The organism is Methylobacterium sp. TK31, assembly GCF_055361545.1.
The window spans coordinates 237,777-255,970 of the sequence record NZ_CM143964.1 but is presented as its reverse complement, the minus strand read 5'-3'; the positions used below and the strand labels follow the sequence as shown (position 1 = coordinate 255,970).

The 18,194-nt window shown below is 67.5% G+C and carries 9 protein-coding genes; 6 read left to right on the top strand and 3 right to left on the bottom strand.

Translation table 11 applies throughout. The features are described from left to right. The 4 genes from ACXJY8_RS01140 (at position 1) to ACXJY8_RS01125 (ending at position 5,904) form a co-directional block, all read left to right on the top strand. Complete coding sequence (locus tag ACXJY8_RS01140; RefSeq protein ID WP_463775214.1) at positions 1–1,296, top strand: M16 family metallopeptidase; 1,296 nt, start codon at positions 1–3, stop codon at positions 1,294–1,296. 208 nt (positions 1,297–1,504) lie between these two features. After that, positions 1,505–4,402: an EAL domain-containing protein gene (locus ACXJY8_RS01135; RefSeq protein ID WP_463775211.1), complete on the top strand. Its 2,898-nt coding sequence runs from the start codon at positions 1,505–1,507 to the stop codon at positions 4,400–4,402. Positions 4,403–4,533: 131 nt separating this feature from the next. Beyond that, the gene (locus tag ACXJY8_RS01130; RefSeq protein ID WP_463775207.1) at positions 4,534–4,890 is read left to right on the top strand and encodes a hypothetical protein; all 357 of its coding nucleotides are present in this window, start codon (positions 4,534–4,536) and stop codon (positions 4,888–4,890) included. 69 nt (positions 4,891–4,959) lie between these two features. Beyond that, positions 4,960–5,904, top strand: a complete 945-nt coding sequence (locus ACXJY8_RS01125) for a ferredoxin reductase domain-containing protein (RefSeq protein WP_463775202.1) — start codon at positions 4,960–4,962, stop codon at positions 5,902–5,904. Between the two features lie 130 nt (positions 5,905–6,034). Here ACXJY8_RS01125 and ACXJY8_RS01120 read toward each other — a convergent pair whose 3' ends face one another. Then, positions 6,035–8,494, bottom strand: a complete 2,460-nt coding sequence (locus tag ACXJY8_RS01120) for a glycogen/starch/alpha-glucan phosphorylase (protein ID WP_463780262.1) — start codon at positions 8,492–8,494, stop codon at positions 6,035–6,037. A gap of 585 nt (positions 8,495–9,079) precedes the next feature. Here ACXJY8_RS01120 and ACXJY8_RS01115 point away from each other — a divergent pair. Continuing rightward, positions 9,080–10,675: an alpha-amylase family glycosyl hydrolase gene (locus tag ACXJY8_RS01115; RefSeq protein WP_463775199.1), complete on the top strand. Its 1,596-nt coding sequence runs from the start codon at positions 9,080–9,082 to the stop codon at positions 10,673–10,675. Between the two features lie 139 nt (positions 10,676–10,814). Further along, positions 10,815–12,374, top strand: coding sequence for a glycogen synthase GlgA (gene glgA, locus ACXJY8_RS01110; protein WP_463775195.1), 1,560 nt, complete (start codon positions 10,815–10,817; stop codon positions 12,372–12,374). Between the two features lie 118 nt (positions 12,375–12,492). Here the strand turns inward: glgA and glgB are convergent, their stop codons facing one another. Both glgB and treS read right to left on the bottom strand, forming a co-directional pair. Next, the gene (glgB, locus tag ACXJY8_RS01105; RefSeq protein ID WP_463775193.1) at positions 12,493–14,796 is read right to left on the bottom strand and encodes a 1,4-alpha-glucan branching protein GlgB; all 2,304 of its coding nucleotides are present in this window, start codon (positions 14,794–14,796) and stop codon (positions 12,493–12,495) included. Then, on the bottom strand, positions 14,797–18,054 hold the full coding sequence (gene treS / locus ACXJY8_RS01100; RefSeq protein ID WP_463775189.1) for a maltose alpha-D-glucosyltransferase: 3,258 nt from the start codon (positions 18,052–18,054) through the stop codon (positions 14,797–14,799). Positions 18,055–18,194: the final 140 nt, after the last annotated feature.

Below are 18,194 nucleotides of genomic sequence, written 5' to 3'. Positions count from 1 at the left end.
ATGAACCAGCACTTCGCCACGCACGGCGCCTCGCCCGATCTCAAGATCACCAAGCTCGACAACGGGGTCACCGTGGTCACCGAGGCGATGCCGGGTGTGGCGACGGCGACCCTCGGGGTCTGGGTCGGCGCGGGTTCGCGGCACGAGCGTGCCGATGAGGGCGGCCTCAGCCACCTCATCGAGCACATGGCCTTCAAGGGCACGAAGACCCGTACCGCCCGCCGCATCGCCGAGGACATCGAGAATGTCGGAGGCGACATCAACGCCGCCACCAGCGCCGAGGGCACGAGCTACACCGCGCGCGTCCTCGGCGAAGACGCCGGCGTCGCCCTCGACGTCATCGGCGACATCCTGACGGATTCCATCTTCGACGCCGGCGAGCTCGCCCGCGAGAAGAGCGTGATCCTGCAGGAATATGCGGCGATCGAGGATACCCCCGACGACGTCGTCTACGAGGCCTTCACCGAGGCGGCGTTCCCCGATCAGCCGATGGGTCGGCCGATCATCGGCACGCCCGAGACGATCAACAGTTTCGACCGGAACGCGATCGAGGCCTACATCGCGCGGGAATACACACCCGACCGCATCGTGCTCGCCGCCGCAGGCGCGATCGGGCACGACCGTATCGTGGAATCCGCAGAGCGCTACTTCGGCGGGATGAAGCCGAACCGGGCCCCCGAAGCCGTCCCGGGTGTCTATGGCGGCGGCGAGAAGCGTCTGCCGAAGAAGCTGGAGCAGGCCAATATCGTCCTCGGCCTGCCGGGCCTGTCGTTCCGCGACGACGACTACTACGCCCTGCACATCTTCGCGCAGGTGCTCGGCGGCGGCCTGACCTCGCGCCTGTGGCACGAGGTGCGCGAGACCCGCGGCCTGGCCTACGAGATCCAGTCGTTCCATTGGGCATTCTACGATTGCGGATTGTTCGGCATCGGCGCCGGCACCTCCGCGGGCGACCTCGCGGAGCTGATGGACGTGACGCTCGAGGCGACCATTCGTGCCGCCGCCGACGCCGACACCATCGAGGTGGCCCGCGCCAAGGCGCAGTTGAAGGTGGCGCTCCTATCCGCCCTGGAGACGCCCGGCGGACGGATCGAGCGCAACGCCCGGCAGATCCTGGCCTGGGGCCGGGTGATCCCCGCGAGCGAAGTCATCGCCAAGGTGGATGCCGTTACGGTGGACGACGTCCGTCAGGCCGGCCGACGCCTCCTGAAAGGCGCACCGACCCTGGCGGCGATCGGTCCGATCAAGAAGCTTCCGACTCTCGATCGCATCAAAGCGACGTTGAAGGCGGCATGAGCCCGGACGGTGCGGCTTGTTTTGGCCGCAAAGGCGGGCGATCGAAAACGCTCGGCGTCACGGTTCAGAAACGGTGAACGCCGTCGCGCAGGGCGGCCCGTCGCCTTGCTCGCTGCGGCCCCCACCGATACGACTGGATGCACAGCTGAGCCGTATCCCTTCGCCTGCTTCCGTCGATCATGCCTCGCCCGGCCGGAACACTCGCCCGTTGCGTAGAATCGCCCTTGTCCTCGCCGTCTTCGTCCCGGCCCTTGTCGCGGCGCTGCTCTCCGCGCTGATCGTCAGCGGCCCGGCGCAGGCCGTCGAGGCGGTGCGCGTCACCCTCGACGCGCCCGCCATCGACCTCACGCCGATGATCGAGCGCTATCGTTCCGACGGCGATCTGATCCAGATCTCCACGGCGCCGGGTAAGGACGGTATCGTCCGGCGCATCGTGGTGAAGGCCCGCGAGACGGGAGCCCGCCCCGACTGGATGGTCTTCGCGCTCACCAACGACACCGACGAGCAGGTCGACCGTGTCCTCGTCGCTCCGCATTTCCGCCTCGTCGGCTCGGGCGTGATCTGGCCGGACCTCGGCGGCTCGCGCATCGCTGCCATCACGGCGAGCCAGGGTATCAGACCCGAACGGGACGAGAATCCGGAGGCGGACCAGTTCGTCATCACCCTGGACCCCGGCGCGACGGTCACCTACGTGGCCGAGCTTCGCGGCCCCAACATCCCGCAGGTCTACCTCTGGGATCAGGAAGCCTACCGCAAGAAATCGACCGGTCTGACGCTCTACAAGGGCATCATCATCGGCATCGCCGGTCTTCTCGCGCTGTTCCTGACGATCATCTTCGTGGTGAAGGGGGCGATCATCTTCCCGGCGGCCGCGTCCCTCGCCTGGGCCGTGCTCGCCTACGCCTCCATCGATTTCGGTTTCCTGCAGCGCGTCTTTCCGATCACCGAAGTGGCCGAGCGCATCTATCGCGCCTCCACCGAGGCGGTCCTCGGCGCGACGCTGCTGGTCTTCCTGTTCGCCTATCTCAACCTCAGCCGCTGGCACGTGCGCTACAGCCACGTGGCGATCATCTGGCTCCTGTTCCTCGCCTGTCTCGTCGGCCTGGCAGTGTTCGACCCGCCGGTCGCGGCCGGCGTGGCCCGCATCTCGATCGCCGCCGTGGCCGGCGTCGGCCTGCTGCTGATCGTCTATCTCGCGGCGCATAACGGCTACGACCGGGCCATCCTGTTGGTGCCGACCTGGTGTCTCCTTCTCGTCTGGGTCGTGGCGGCGGGTTTCGCCATCACGGGGCAGATCGGCAGCGATCTCGTGCAACCCGCCCTGATCGGCGGCCTCGTCCTCATCGTCATGCTGATCGGCTTCACCGTGATGCAGCACGCCTTCGCGGGCGGCGGCCTGACCCATGCCCTCGTCTCCGATACCGAGCGGCGTGCCCTCGCCCTCACCGGCGCCGGCGACGTGGTGTTCGATTGGGACGTGCCGGGCGACCGGGTCTTCGCCGGGCAGGAAATCGAGGGACAGCTCGGCCTGAAGCGGGGCGCCCTCGAGGGACCTGCCGCCAATTGGCTCAATCTCGTCCATCCCTTCGATGTCGAGCGCTACTCCGCGGCCCTCGACACGGTGATCGAGGAGCGGCGCGGCCGCATCGTCCACGATTTCCGCCTGCGCTCCACGGCCGGACCGTATTACTGGTACCGTCTCAAGGCCCGGCCGGTGATCGGCTCGGACGGCGAGGTCATCCGGGTCGTCGGCACGATCAGCGACGTGACCGAGGTGAAGACGGCCGAAGAGCGACTGCTCCACGACGCGGTCCATGACAGCCTCACCGGCCTGCCGAATCGCGAACTCTTCTACGACCGCCTCGATGCGGCGCTGGCCTTCGCCAGCCAGGACCCCCGCCTGCGCCCGACGACGATCGTCCTCGATATCGACCGGTTCAAGGCGATCAACGACGCCATCGGCCTGTCCGCGGGCGACTCGATCCTGCTGACGCTCTCGCGCCGGCTCGGCCGCCTACTCAGGCCGCAGGATACCCTGGCCCGGGTCGCCGGCGACGAATTCGCGCTGATCCTCCTGTCCGAGCGCGAGCCGGATCGGATCCTGGCCTTCGCGGAGATGATCCGCAAAGCCATCGCGACGCCGATCACCTACGCCGATCGCGAGATCTTCCTGACGGTGTCGGTCGGTCTCGCCCTCTACGAGGGGGGAGCCAATCTCAAGCGCGAGGAGGTGTTCAAGAACGCCGAGATGGCGATGATCCAGGCCAAGCGCGGCGGCGGCGACCGGACGGAGGTGTTCCGCGCCACCATGCGCAACGAGCGCAGCGACCGGCTGATGCTGGAGGCCGACCTGCGGCGTTCGCTCGACCGCAACGAGATGAAGGTGCTTTTTCAGCCCATCGTCCGCCTGGAGGACCGCACGGTCGCCGGCTTCGAGACGCTGCTGCGCTGGGATCATCCGAAGCTCGGCCGCCTCGGGCCTGCCACCTTCCTGCCGATCGCGGAAGAATGCGGCTTCATCGTCAATCTCGGCATCTTCGCCCTCGAGCGCACCGCCCTCGAACTCGCCGCCTGGCAGCGCTCCCTCGATGTTGATCCGCCGATCTTCGCCTCCGTGAACGTCTCCTCGCGCCAGCTACTGCGCCACGACCTGCTGCACGACGTGAAGACGATTCTCGCCCGCTCCGGCGTCATCCCCGGCTCCCTGAAGCTGGAGATGACCGAGAGCCTGGTCATGGAGAACCCCGAATACGCGGCGCAGATGCTCCACCGCATCCACGACCTCGGCGCCGGCCTGTCGCTGGATGATTTCGGCACCGGATACTCGGCGCTGTCCTATCTGCAGCGCTTCCCGTTCGACACGATCAAGATCGATCAGTCCTTCGTGCGCCAGATCTCGACCGGGCAGACCGCGATCCTGCGTTCGATCGTGAAGATGGCTCAGGAACTCGGACTGTCGATCGTCGCCGAAGGTGCCGAATCCGAAGTCGACACGCAGATCTTGTTCGAGCTCGGCTGTGAGTATGCCCAGGGTTTCGCCTTCGGCGAACCGATGTCGATGCTCCAGGCCAGGCAATTGCTCGGTGCAGCGCCGGAAGCTGCCTGAACCAGATCGACCGGATGCTCCGTATTGTACGGCATCCGATTAAACCTCCCTTAACCATGATCCGGCATTCTCAGCCTCGAGTTGATGTGCGGGCGGCAGGGCGCGGCGCGCCGGCCGAGGGAGATGGCGTCATGGCGCAGGCTGCGTTGCGGATCACGGACGACGAGATCGACACCGGCCTCGTCCGGCGCCTGATGGCGCGCCCGCTCCGCGCGGCGCCCGAGCCTGCGCCGGCGGTTCCGCAGGTGCCGGTTCGCGCGCCCACTCCGCTCGAAGCGCCGCCGGCGGCCGCCTCCGGCGAAGTGTCCCGGCTCAGGGCCGAGGTCATGGTCATGAAGGCCGTTCTCGGTGCCGAGCGTCGGGAAGCCGAGCGGCTCCGCGCCTGCATCACCCGGATCGACGGCGCCGAGCCGCTCACGCCGGAAGCCAAAGCCGTCCGCGACCGCTGGGCGGCCCTGGTCGACCACCTGCTCAACGAACCGCGCTGAGACGTAAGGGTCGTCGCACGACCCCGCCGAACACCGCCCGTCCCGTTCCCCACTACCTGAAGGACGACCATGAGCGCCCGCTGCTCGCTCGTCGTCAACGGCAAGTCCGTGCGTGTCTCCACCGGGGATACCCCGATGGAGGCTGCCCTTGCCGATGGGATGATCGTTTCCACACCCGGCCCCGGGGGCCAGGGCTCCGGCCCCGCCCCGCGGCGCGCGCAGAGCCGCGCCCATCGCGGCGAGGCCGTCAAGCTCTCGCTGCCCCGGGCGGCGGCCATCGAGCCGCCTCCGCGCCTGGTTCTGCCGAGCCGACCGGCCGCCGTCCAGAAACGGACCGGAACGGTCACCGAGATCACGGCCCTCGGTACGCACACCTTCCAGGTCGTCGTCACGATCACCCGCCGGCTCGCCCTGGAGCCGGGACACGGCGTCGAAGTGACCTTCGAAAATTTCGCCCCCGTGATCCTGAGCCCGACCCTGCGCGTCGACGGCTCCGCCGAGCTCAACGAACTCGTGTTCCACCTGCGCCAGGACCGCGAGGGCTTCGGGCTCGGTCACGAACTGGTGGAAGCCCTGGAGCTCCACCATCCGGTGAAGGTGAAGGGTCCCGTCGGTCGCGGCTTCTACCGGGCCGGCGGCGGACGTCTCGTGTTGGTCGCCTCGGAGACCGGGTTCGCCCCGATCTGGTCGATCGCCCATGCGGCGCGTTACATCGAGCCCGCCCGCGAGATCATCCTCGTCGTCGGCGCGCGCAATCCGCTCGACCTCTACATGCGTCCGGCCCTCGACTGGCTGCGCGCCACCGGCGTGACCCGGATCGTCACGGTCTCGGACCGGACGCGCCAGCGTCCCCCCGATGTCCGTCCGGGCCCTCTCACGGCCCACCTGCCCTCCCTGCGCAGCAGCGACGTCGTCCATGTCGCCGGCGACGCCTCGACGGTGGGCGCCGTCGAGGTTCTCGCGGCGACGAGCGGGGCCCGGTGCCATCCGGTCCTGATCGACGCCGGGATCTGAAACCGGCCGCCATCCGACCGGTTGACGGAACGAAGAAAGGCGCATCCCGGGTCACCGGGATGCGCCTTTTTCTATTTCACCACAGAGCCGCGTGGAGGCCGGCCCCCGCAGGGGGGCCGGGGAAACCCGATCAGCCGAGCCGGACGCGCCAGATCTCCTCGGCATATTCACGCATGGAGCGGTCGGAGGAGAACCAGGCCATGCGGGCCGTATTGAGGATGGCGGTCCGCCACCAGGTTTTCGGATCGGTCCAGGCCTTGTCCACCGAGCGCTGCACCCGCCAGTAATCGTCGAAATCGACGGTGAGCAGGTAGCGGTCGTTGTGGCGCAGGTCGTCGACGATCGGCCGGAAGCGGCCGGGTTCCTCCGGCGAGAAGCCGCCGGCCTCGATCAGGTCGAGGGCGGCTTTGAGGCGCGGCGACGCGGCGATCGCGGCTTCAGCATAGTTCGGCTCCGCCATTCGGGCCTGTACGCCGGCGGCGTCGAGACCGAAGATGAAGATGTTGTCGGCGCCGACATGGTCGCGGATCTCGATGTTCGCCCCATCGAGGGTACCGATGGTCAGCGCACCGTTGAGGGCGAGCTTCATGTTGCCGGTGCCCGAGGCTTCCATGCCGGCCGTCGAGATCTGCTCGGAGAGGTCGGCGGCCGGGATGATGGCCTCGGCGAGGCTCACCGAATAATTCGGCAGGAACACCACCTTCAGGCGACCGGCCACGTCCGGATCGGAATTCACGACCTTTGCGACATCGCAGGCGAGCTTGATGATAAGCTTGGCCTGTACGTAGCTCGGCGCGGCCTTGCCGCCGAAGATCTTCACCCGCGGCGTCCAGGCGGCCTTCGGATCGGCCTTGATCGCCTGATAGAGGGCGACGGTCTCGATCACGTTGAGAAGCTGGCGCTTGTACTCGTGGATGCGCTTGATCTGCACGTCGAAGAGGGCCGACGGATCGATGCTGATCCCGGTGCGGTCGGCGACGATCCGGGCCAGGGCGACCTTCCGAGCCCGGCGCATGGTGGCGTAGCGGGATTGGAAGTTCGGGTCGGAGGCGACGTCAGCGAGTCCGGTGAGCAGGTCCGGCGTATCGAGCACTTCGGGGCCGACGGCCTCGACCGCGAGGGCCGTGAGTTCCGGGTTGGCGTTGTGCAGCCAGCGCCGGAAGGTGATGCCGTTGGTCTTGTTGACGATCTTGTCGGTGTCGAGGGCGTGCAGCTCCTTGAACACGGTCGAGCGCATCAGGTCGGTATGCAGGGCCGAGACGCCGTTCACCCGGCGCGCGCCGAGGAAGGCGAGATGGCCCATGCGGACCCGCTTGCCGTGGCTCTCGTCGATCAGGGAGACGGCCGCGAGCTTCTCGGCCGAGCCGCGGCCCTGCTTGCCCTGCTCCTCCAGATGCATCCAGTTGATGAGATAGATGATCTGCATGTGCCGCGGCAGCACCCGCTCCATCAGCTCGACCGGCCAGGTCTCCAGCGCCTCGGGCAGGAGCGTGTGGTTGGTGTAGCCCAGGGTGTGCGTGGTGACGTGCCAGGCATCCTCCCAGTTGAAGCCGTGATCCTCGAGCAGGAGCCGCATCAGCTCCGGCACCGCGATGGCGGGATGCGTGTCGTTGAGCTGGATCGCTGCATGGTCGGGCAGCGAGCGCAGGTCGCCGCGCTCGGCGATGTGGCGACGCACGAGATCCTGCAGCGAGGCCGAGGTGAAGAAGTATTCCTGCCGCAGGCGCAGTTCCTGGCCCTCGGCCGAGGAATCGCTCGGATAGAGCACCCGCGAGATCGCCTCCGCGCGGGAGCGGCCTGCCACCGCGCCGACATGATCTCCGCCATTGAAGCGCGCGAGTTCGATCGGCGCCTCGGCCTCGGCCTTCCAGAGGCGCAGGGTGTTCACGTGCCGCCCGCGCCAGCCGACCACCGGAACGTCGTGCGCCACCGCCCGCACCGTCTCGGCCGGGTGCCAGTGGCGGCGGATCACGCCCTCGGAGACCGACGACATGGTGACGTGGCCCCCGAAGCCGATGGTGTAGGTCGCCTCCGGCCGGGGAAACTCCCAAGGATTGCCCTCGGCGAGCCAGGTCTCCGGCGCCTCCTTCTGCCAGCCGTCCTCCAGGGATTGCCGGAACAGGCCGTGATCGTAGCGGATGCCGTAGCCGATGGCCGGAATCGACAGGCTCGCCATGCTCTCCATGAAGCAGGCCGCCAAGCGGCCGAGGCCGCCATTGCCCAGGGCCGCGTCCGGCTCGGCGGCTTCGACGTCGCCGAGTTCGACGCCGAGTTCGCGCAGCGCTGCACGGGTGGTCTCGACGAGGCCGAGATTGTTCATCGCATCGGAGAGGAGCCGGCCGATCAGGAATTCGAGAGACAGGTAATAGACGCGCTTGTTCGGGATCGATGCGTCGCCGTCGAGGCAGGCATCGACGATCCGGTCGCGCAGGGCGAGGGCCGTGGCGGCGAACCAGTCGCGCTCGCGTGCGGTCCGGGGCGTCTTGCCGATCGCGTAGGCGAGCTTCGCGAGGATCGCCTCGCGCAGGTCGGTCACCGCGTTGCCCGATGTCTTGGCGACCGGCCGGGCCCGTTCCTGAACGGCCGGCATCGGCGCCCGCACCGCCTGTTCCGCGCCAGCCGCCAAGGTGGCGACGTCGGTGTTGTCTCGTCCGATGAGCTTGTCGTTCAGCACGTCTCAGTCCCCCCTTCTCGGCCGAGAAACTTGCAAGCGAGGGCCGGGACGACAACCCTGAGATGGTCCCGCCCCCGGCAATCCTGTCCTGCGTTCGGCCTCGTCCCCGTCGTCGTCGGATCCGGCGCGACGCCACCGGAGTGGCGCTGCGTCCGTCGTCTCTCGCTCGCCTCACTTTCGATGATGCCGCGGGAGCGATTTCCTGCACGTCACCAATCTTGCGAAATCCGTACTTCCTTCGAATGAAGTACCTTGCTTGCCTGAGCATGCCGCCCGTGATGCGGGGCCGGTCCAGGATCGATCTCCGTCGGGGATCGGTCCTGCCCAGCCACCTATCTGCGTCACGGTGTCCGACAGTCCCAACCAAACCGTGCGGGAATGAGACCACACCACGTTCGAATATTGTCTGAATGACCTGGGCCGTGGACGGGTCGCGAAATGTGCCATCTACGGCTAGGGTCCGGCCGGCAAGCGGCGAAGACGCGTCGCCGGAGGAATGGCATGGTGGACACGGTCTGGTGGAAGAGCGGTACGGTCTATCAGGTCTATCCGCGTTCGTTCCAGGACAGCGACGGCGACGGGATCGGAGATCTCCGCGGGATCACGCGCCGGCTCGACTATCTCGCCTGGCTCGGGGTCGACGCGGTCTGGATCTCGCCGTTCTACCCCTCGCCGATGGCGGATTTCGGATATGACGTCGCCGATTACTGCGGCGTGGATCCGCTCTTCGGAACCCTCGCGGATTTCGAAGAACTCATTGCCGAGGCCCATTTTCGCCGCCTGAAGGTCATCCTCGACTTCGTCCCGAACCACACCTCCATCGCCCATCCGTGGTTCGCGGAAAGCCGGGCCGCGCGCACGAGCTCGAAGCGCGACTGGTACATCTGGCGCGACCCGGCCCCGGATGGCGGTCCGCCCAACAACTGGATCAGCAATTTCGGCGGCCCTGCCTGGACCCGCGACGAGGCCACCGGGCAGTACTACTACCACGCCTTCCTGCGCGAGCAGCCGGATCTGAACTGGCGCAATCCGGAGGTCCGCGCGGCGATGCACGACGCGCTCCGCTTCTGGCTCGACCGCGGCGTCGACGGCTTCCGCGTCGACGTGATCTGGCACCTGATGAAGGACGAGGGTTTCCGCGACAACCCGGAGAACCCCGACTACGGACCCGGGCAGGCGGAGATCAACCGCTTCGCCCAGGTCTATTCCGCCGACCGTCCCGAGGTCTTCGACGTCATCGCAGAGATGCGCGCGGTCTTGGCGCCCTATGGCGAGCGCGTCCTCATCGGCGAGATCTACCTGCCCGTCGAGCGTCTCGTGGCCTATTACGGCACCGATCTGGCGGGCGTCGACCTGCCCTTCAACTTTCAACTCATCCAGACGCCCTGGAACGCCCGTTCCGTCGCCGATCTCGTCGCCTCCTACGAGGAGGCCCTGCCCCCGGGCGGATGGCCGAACTGGGTGCTGGGCAACCACGATCAGCCCCGGATCGCCGCACGGGTCGGCGCCGAGCAGTCCGCCATCGCGGCGATGCTGCTCCTCACGCTGCGCGGTACGCCGACGCTTTATTACGGCGACGAGATCGGGCTCGCGCACGTGGCCATTCCGCCGGACCGGGTACGCGACCCCTGGGAGCACAATGAGCCGGGGCATGGCCGCGACCCGGAACGCACCCCGATGCAGTGGGACGAGTCGCCGAATGCCGGCTTCAGCGTGGGCGAACCCTGGCTTCCGCTCAGCCCGGACGCCGGGACCCGGAACGTGGAATGCCAGTGCGACGACGCCCGCTCGCTGCTCACGCTCTATCGCCGCCTGCTGCGGTTACGCCGCGATTACACGGCGCTCGCCACCGGTGGATTTCGAACCCTCCCCGCCTCGAACGATTTCATCTTCGCCTTCGAGCGCTTCGATGATGATGCAACGCTTCGCATCCTGCTGAACTTCAGTGCATCGCGGCAGAATGTTCGGATGGACGATGCCCAGGCGAACAACTGGGTGGTCCTCCTCTCGACGCAGCCGGCACGAACCCGTGCGGCGAACGTCGCCGACCTCGATCTCGAGGCGAACGAGGGCGTGATCCTGATCCGACAAGCTTGAAGCACGATGCATTCGGGCCGCGTCGCCATGTGGAAATCGGGCATTTTCGCCCCGGATCGAGAAAGTTCCTGAACATGGCTTGAATTGTGCAACGCAACGGAACAAAAGCCGTCTCGCTGCGTTCACGAGGTCGACGTCGATGCTGGGCTCTCGCTCTCCGTTCCCGCCCTCCGCACGACGCGGGAACGAATTCATGAGCCTGGCGGATCAGACCGATCATCTAGACCTTCACCACGCCGCCCGATCCCGTCACCAGCTACAGCCCCGCATCCTCTTCGCGACCCCGGAAATGGCCGACTTCGTGAAAACGGGCGGCCTCGGTGAAGTCGCGGGATCCCTCCCCCGGGCATTGCGCAAGCATTACGACGTCCGTGTCCTGATCCCCGGCTATCGTCAGGTCGTCGAGCAGTTCGACCATATCCCGGTCGTCGCGCAGTTGCCGGCCCAGGCCGGCGTCCCGCCCTGCGAACTCGGCCTCGTCGAGACCAGCGACGGACTTCAAGTCTACGTCATCCTCAACGCCGATCTCTACCAGCGCGACGGCACGCCCTACGGCAATGCCCAGGGCGATTTCGGCGACAACGACATCCGTTTCGCTCGCCTCAGCCTCGCCGCAGCCGAACTCGCCCGTGGCATCGACCCGGCCTGGGCCGCCGATCTCCTGCACCTCAACGACTGGCAGGCGGCCCTCGCCCCCGCCTATCTCGCCTGGAACGGTCTGCGGATCCCGAGCATCCTCACCGTTCATAACCTCGCCTACCAGGGCGTCTTTCCGAGGGAGTCCCTCGGGCGCCTCGGCGTTCCCGAAGACGCCTTCCAGATGGACGGCGTCGAGTTCTACGGTCAGCTCTCCTTTCTGAAAGCCGGTCTGTACTACGCCTCGCACGTCACCACGGTCAGCGAGACCTACGCCCGCGAGATCATCACCCCGGAATCCGGCTGCGGTCTGGACGGATTGCTGCGCACCCGTGCGGCGCAGGGCCGTCTCGCCGGCATCCTCAACGGCATCGACGAGAGCTGGGACCCGCGTACGGATGCCCATCTCGCGGCCCGTTTCGAGGTCGACGACTGGAAGGGCAAGCGCGCCAATGCCGAGACCGTCCGGCGCCAGTTCGGTCTGGCCGTCTCGCGCGGTCCGCTCTTCGCCGTGGTGTCCCGGCTGGTCCACCAGAAGGGCATCGATCTCAGCATCGGCGCCGCCGAGTCCATCGTGGCCGAGGGGGGACAGCTCGTGGTCATCGGACAGGGCGAGGGTCGCTTCGAGGGCGCCCTGCGCGACCTCGCCCGGCGCTACCCCGCCTCCGTCGGCGTCCATGTCGGCTTCGAGGAGCGCGATGCGCGCCGGATGTTCGCCGGCAGCGACTTCCTGCTGATGCCCTCGCGCTTCGAGCCCTGCGGGCTCGCCCAGATGTATGCCCAGCGCTTCGGCTCGCTGCCGATCGTCCACCGCACCGGTGGACTCGCCGATACGGTCGAGGATGGCGTGACCGGCTTCACCTTCAGCGAAGCGTCCGCACGAGGCTTCTCGGGCGCCATCCGCCGGGCCTTCGACACCTTCGCGCAGAAGAAGCGCCTGAATGCCATGCGTCGGCACGCCATGTCGCGCTCTTTCGGGTGGGATCAGGCCGCGACCAACTACGCGTCCCTCTACGCCAGAGCCTTCGGTAACACCGTGGGGCTCCGCCTGCGCGCCGCCTGATCCGAGGCGCCCAGGATCGAAGACGAGGAAAGCCGGCGGGGCGACCCGCCGGCTTTCCTCGTTTCATCCACGATCGTTCGTCCCTCCGCGCGGGAAGGGACGAACGGCTCGGAGATTCTCAGCCCTCGCGGAGGAAGATCGTCGTGGCCAGGGGGGGGATCGTCAGGGACACCGAGTAGGGCTGGCCATGGCTCGCCACCGCCTCGGCCTGGACGCCGCCCATGTTGCCGACGTTCGAACCGCCGTAGCGCTCCGCATCCGAGTTGATCGCCTCCCGGTAGAACCCGGCGGCCGGGACGCCGATGCGATAGCTCTCGCGCGGCACCGGCGTGAAGTTCGAGACGACCACCGCGATCTCGTCGGGCTCGCGACCCTTGCGAGCCCAGGCGATGACGCTGTTGTCCTGGTCGTCCGCCACGAGCCACTGGAAGCCGCCGGCTTCGGTGTCCCGGCTGTGGAGGGCCGGCGTCGCCTTGTAGAGATGGTTCAGGTCGCGGATCAGATCCTTCACGCCCTGATGCATCCCGTCTTCCAGGAGATGCCAGTCGAGGCTCTGGTTGTGGTTCCACTCCTTCTCCTGGCCGAACTCACAGCCCATGAAGAGCAGCTTCTTGCCGGGATGCCCCCACATGAAGCCGTAATAGGCTCTCAGGTTCGCGAACTTCTGCCAGCGGTCGCCCGGCATCTTGCCGAGCAGCGAGCCTTTTCCGTGCACCACCTCGTCATGGGACAGGGGCAGGATGAAGTTCTCGGAGAAAGCGTAGAGCAGGCCGAACGTCAGGTCGTGGTGATGGTAGCGACGGTGGATCGTCTCCTTGGAGACGAAGTTCAGGGTGTCGTGCATCCACCCCATGTTCCACTTGAAGCCGAAGCCGAGGCCGCCCGTATAGGTCGGGTGCGAGACGCCCGGCCAGGAGGTCGATTCCTCCGCGACCGTGAGCGTTCCCGGCGCATGGGCGTAGGTCGCCTCGTTGGTCTTGCGCAGGAATTCGATGGCGTCGAGGTTCTCGTTCCCGCCGTAGCGGTTCGGGATCCACTCGCCCTGCCGGCGCGAGTAGTCGAGGTAGAGCATCGACGCGACGGCATCCACGCGCAGGCCGTCGAGGTGGTAATGCTCGAGCCAGAAGCGCGCATTGGCCGCCAGGAAGCTCGACACCTCGGTGCGGCCGAAATTGTAGATGTAGGTGCCCCAATCCTGATGGAAGCCCTGGCGCGGATCGGCGTGCTCGTAGAGATGCGTGCCGTCGAACTGGCCGAGGCCGTGCGCGTCGAGGGGGAAGTGGCCCGGCACCCAGTCCAGCATGACGCCGATCCCGGCGGCATGGGCGGTATCGACGAAGGCCGCGAAGTCGTCCGGCGTGCCGAACCGGCTCGTCGGGGCAAACAGCGAGACCGGCTGGTAACCCCACGACCCGTCGAAGGGGAACTCCGTGATCGGCAGCATCTCGATATGGGTGAAACCCATCTCCTTGACGTAGGGGATCAGGCGCTCGCCCAGTTCCCGGTAGGTCAGGTAGCGGTTCCCCTCCTCGGCGACGCGCGCCCAGGAACCGAGATGCACCTCGTAGATCGAGATCGGGATGTGGCGCGGATCCTTCACGCCCCGCGTCGCCATCCACTTCTCGTCGTGCCACTCGGGGTCGTTCGTTCCCTGCAGGACCGAGGCGGTCTCCGGCGGCTTCTGGGCCGCGAAGGCGACTGGATCGGCCTTGAGGGGCAGCAGCGATCCGTCGGCGCCGCGAATCTCGTACTTGTAGTGCGCGCCGGCCTTCAAGCCCGGGATGAACAGCTCCCAGATCCCGCCGTTCTGCCAGAGGCGCATGGGATGGCGGCGGCCGTCCCAGTTGTTGAAGTCGCCGACGACGCTGACGCGGCGGGCATTCGGCGCCCAGACCGCGAAGCGGAAGCCGTCGATGCCGTCGACGGGGCGATGCTGCGCCCCGAGGATGCGATAAGTGACGTTGCTGCCGACCTCACGCAGGTTGTCGATGTCCTCCTGGCGGAGCGACGAGCCGAAGCCATAGGGGTCATGGCGCGAACGCTCGACGCCGTCCCAGGTCTCGACGGACAGTTCGTAGAGCGGACGCCCCTCGCTCGGGACCCGGGCGACGAAGAAGCCGTCGGGGTGCTTGCGCTCGAAGGGGATGCGCCGGCCGCCCACGAGCAGGCTCGCGGACTTCGCCTCCGGCAGCACCGCGCGAACCTCCCACTGTCCCGACCCGACCTGATGCGGGCCGAGGACGGAGAACGGGTCGCCGTGGTTCGCCGCCATGATGGCGGCGATCGCATCCGGGTGGGGGGACCCGGTCTCCGGCGTCGCGGCCTGCGGCGCCCGGGTGGCAACGGGCGCAACGTCCGCCGATCTTGAGGTGCCGGAAGCCTGGCCGGTCCTGCTCGCGAACGTCTCGTCGATGCCCATCATTCAAACGCCTCTCTTGATCTCGTCCAGAATGTTGAGAACCCCACGGGCGGGGATTTCGATCCAGTCGGGACGATTGTTGGCTTCGTAATCGACCTCGTAGAGCGCCTTCGTCAGGAGCGAGAGCTTCAGGAGGCGGCTCTCGGTCTCCGGATCGGTCACGGCGGCCCGGCTCGCGGAGACGGCCTCGCGGTAACCGTCGAGGAAGGCCGCATCGATCATGCCGCGCCAGGCGATGGAGGCCCGGCGGGCCCGCTCCTCGGAATCCGAGAAGCGCGCCGCGATCCCGCGGGTCACGGTCTCGGCGCCGTAGGCGAAGGAGCGCAGCATCCCGGCGACGTCGCGCAGGGGCGTGGACTTGATCCGGCGCTCGTCGGCCGGCCGCGAGGGCTCGCCCTCGAAGTCGACGATGATCAGATCGTCGTCGGCCGCCAGCACCTGCCCGAGGTGATAATCGCCATGGATGCGCGTCTTCATCGCCCCGTGGGGTGCCTTGGCGGTCAGCGTCTCGATGGCGGTCTCGACCTCGTGGCGGCGGCCCGCCAGCTCGGTGCTCGCCGCGTTGGAGGCGCGGCCCGCGAGGCCGTCGAGGCCCCGGAACGCCCGCTCCGCCTGGCGACGGGTGTCGTCGCCGAGCGCGTAGAGGTCCTCGTGGTCGAACGGCTCGGCCGCGAAGGCCGGGTCGTCGGTCTCGACCGCGAAGGCGTTGTGCATCTCGGCGGTGCGACGGCCGAGCAGGATCGCCCAGCGCAGATGCGTCTCGAAGGCCTCGGCCGGGGACGGCGCCTCGCTCTCCGGCGCCAGCACCACCGTGTCGAAGTCGCGACGCAAGCCCTCCAGCATGAGGGTCCAGGCGTCGCCCTGGTTCGGCACGAACTTCTGCAGCACCGCGAGCGCCGTGCGCGTGCCCTTGGCGTCGACGTGCTCGAGAACGCCGAGGAGCGCCGGCGTATTGCCGAAATGCGCCGTCTCGGTGAGGAAGCGCCCGACCTCGATCTCCGGATGGACCCCGGTCTGCAGGCGGCGCAGCAGCTTGAGCATCATCTTCGAGCCGATGGCGATCGAGGTGTTGCTCTGCTCGGCATTGAGCGAGCGGACCTCGCTCGCCTCGAAGGTCATGTCGCGATCGAAGGCCGAGGTGGTCGAGAACACGAGCCGCCCGGTCTCGGTGGCGATCTCGCGGCCCTCGCGCATGCCCTCGATCATCGAGATCGCGAAGGTCGGCGAGGCGGCGGCGCCGAGCAGGAGGCCGGTGCGCGGACCGCGGCGCACGCGGGCGACGGCGTGCTGGAGCATCGCCTCGTCCTCGCGGCCCTCGTCGACGGCCACGGGCACGAAGTAGTCCTGACGCTCGCCCGTGGAGAGATGGACCGCGACGCGGGGCAGGAGGAACTTGGATTCGCCGGCGCCGTCCTTGAGGGCCGCGCTGTCGGTGACCTGCACCGACTTGATGCGCGAGCCCTTCGCGGCGAACCAGCGCCGGGTGGCGATGAAGCGCGGGGCCACGGTGCGCTCGAAGGCCGTCCGCTCGCGCCCGGCCATCAGGGTTTCGATCCCGCCGGTGAGCACGAGCGTGAACAGCTCCGGCAGTTCCGGCTGCGGGCCGATGCTGCCCGTGTTCGCGGCACTCAGCGAGAACCAGTAGAACCCGTAGGACGGCAGGGTCAGCAGGTAGGGCAGTTCGCCGATGGCCGGGAACTCCGAACCGCCGGTCAGCTCGATCGGAACCGCGCTGCGCAGCTCGGACAGGTCGAGCTGCACCGCCTGCGGCGCCCGAGACAGGTTGGCGACGCAGAGGACGCGCTCGCCCTCGAACTCGCGGATCCAGGCCAGGACCTTGCGGTTCGACGGATACAGGAACTGCATGCCGCCGCGGCCCAAAGCCACCGAATTGTTGCGGATCGCGATCATCCGGCGGGTCCAGTTGAGCAGGCTGGTCTGCGACTGGGTCTGCGCCTCGACGTTGATCGCGTCGAAGCCGTAGATCGGGTCCTGCACCGAGGGCAGGAACAGCTTCTGCGGGTTGGCTCGCGAGAAGCCGCCGTTGCGGTCCGGCGACCACTGCATCGGCGTGCGCACGCCGTCGCGGTCACCGAGGTAGATGTTGTCGCCCATGCCGATCTCGTCGCCGTAATACAGCACCGGCGTGCCGGGCATCGACAGGACGAGGGACTTCATCAGCTCGATCTTGCGCCGGTCGTTCTCGAGGAGCGGCGCGAGGCGGCGGCGAATGCCGAGGTTGATGCGGGCGCGCCGCTCGGCGGCATAGAACGACCACAGGTAGTCGCGCTCCTCGGCGGTGACCATCTCGAGGGTCAGCTCGTCATGGTTGCGCAGGAAGATCGCCCACTGGCAGCCCTCGGGAATCTCCGGGGTCTGGCGCATGATGTCGGTGATCGGATGCCGGTCCTCGCGGGCGATCGCCATGTACATGCGCGGCATCAGCGGGAAGTGGAATGCCATGTGGCACTCGTCGCCATCGCCAAAATACTGGGCCGTCTCCTCCGGCCACTGGTTCGCCTCGGCCAGCAGCATCCGGTCCGGGTAGCTCGCATCCAGCGCCGCGCGGATCGCCTTGATGACCGTGTGGGTCTCCGGCAGATTCTCGCAGTTCGTTCCGTCGCGCTCGATCAGGTACGGGATCGCGTCGAGGCGCAGGCCGTCGACGCCCATGTCGAGCCAGTAGCGCATCACCTCGATGACGGCTTCCAGCACGGCCGGATTGTCGAAGTTCAGGTCGGGCTGGTGGCTGTAGAAGCGGTGCCAGAAATACTGCTTGGCGACCGGGTCCCAGGTCCAGTTCGACACCTCGGTGTCGAGGAAGATGATGCGCGTGTCCGAGTACGGCGTGTCGGTGTCCGACCAGACGTAGAAGTCGCGCTCCGGCGATCCGGCCGGGGCCTCGCGGGCCCGCTGGAACCAGGGATGCTGATCGGAGGTGTGGTTGATGACGAGCTCGGTGATCACGCGCAGGCCGCGCTCGTGCGCCGCGTCCACGAATTTCCGGAACTCCTCCATCGTGCCGTAGGACGGATTGACGTCGCGGTAGTCGCCGATGTCGTAGCCGTCGTCGCGCAGGGGCGACGGATAGAACGGCATCAGCCAGATGGCCGTGACGCCGAGGTCGCGGACATAGTCGAGCTTCTGCGTCAGGCCCTCGAAATCGCCGATCCCGTCATTGTTGGAGTCGAAGAACGACTTGACGTGGATCTGGTAGATGATGGCGTCACGGTACCATTGCGGATCGCTGCGATCGATCATCGCGTCGTTGCCTCATGCGTCGAGTTCAAGGGCGTGTCCGGGGCATCCGCACCACTCACAGCGATGAGACTGGCGAGCGCGGCGTCCGTCAGCGGGGTAGGCGCCGACAATCGGGCGACACGACGACGGCCCGCCGGGGC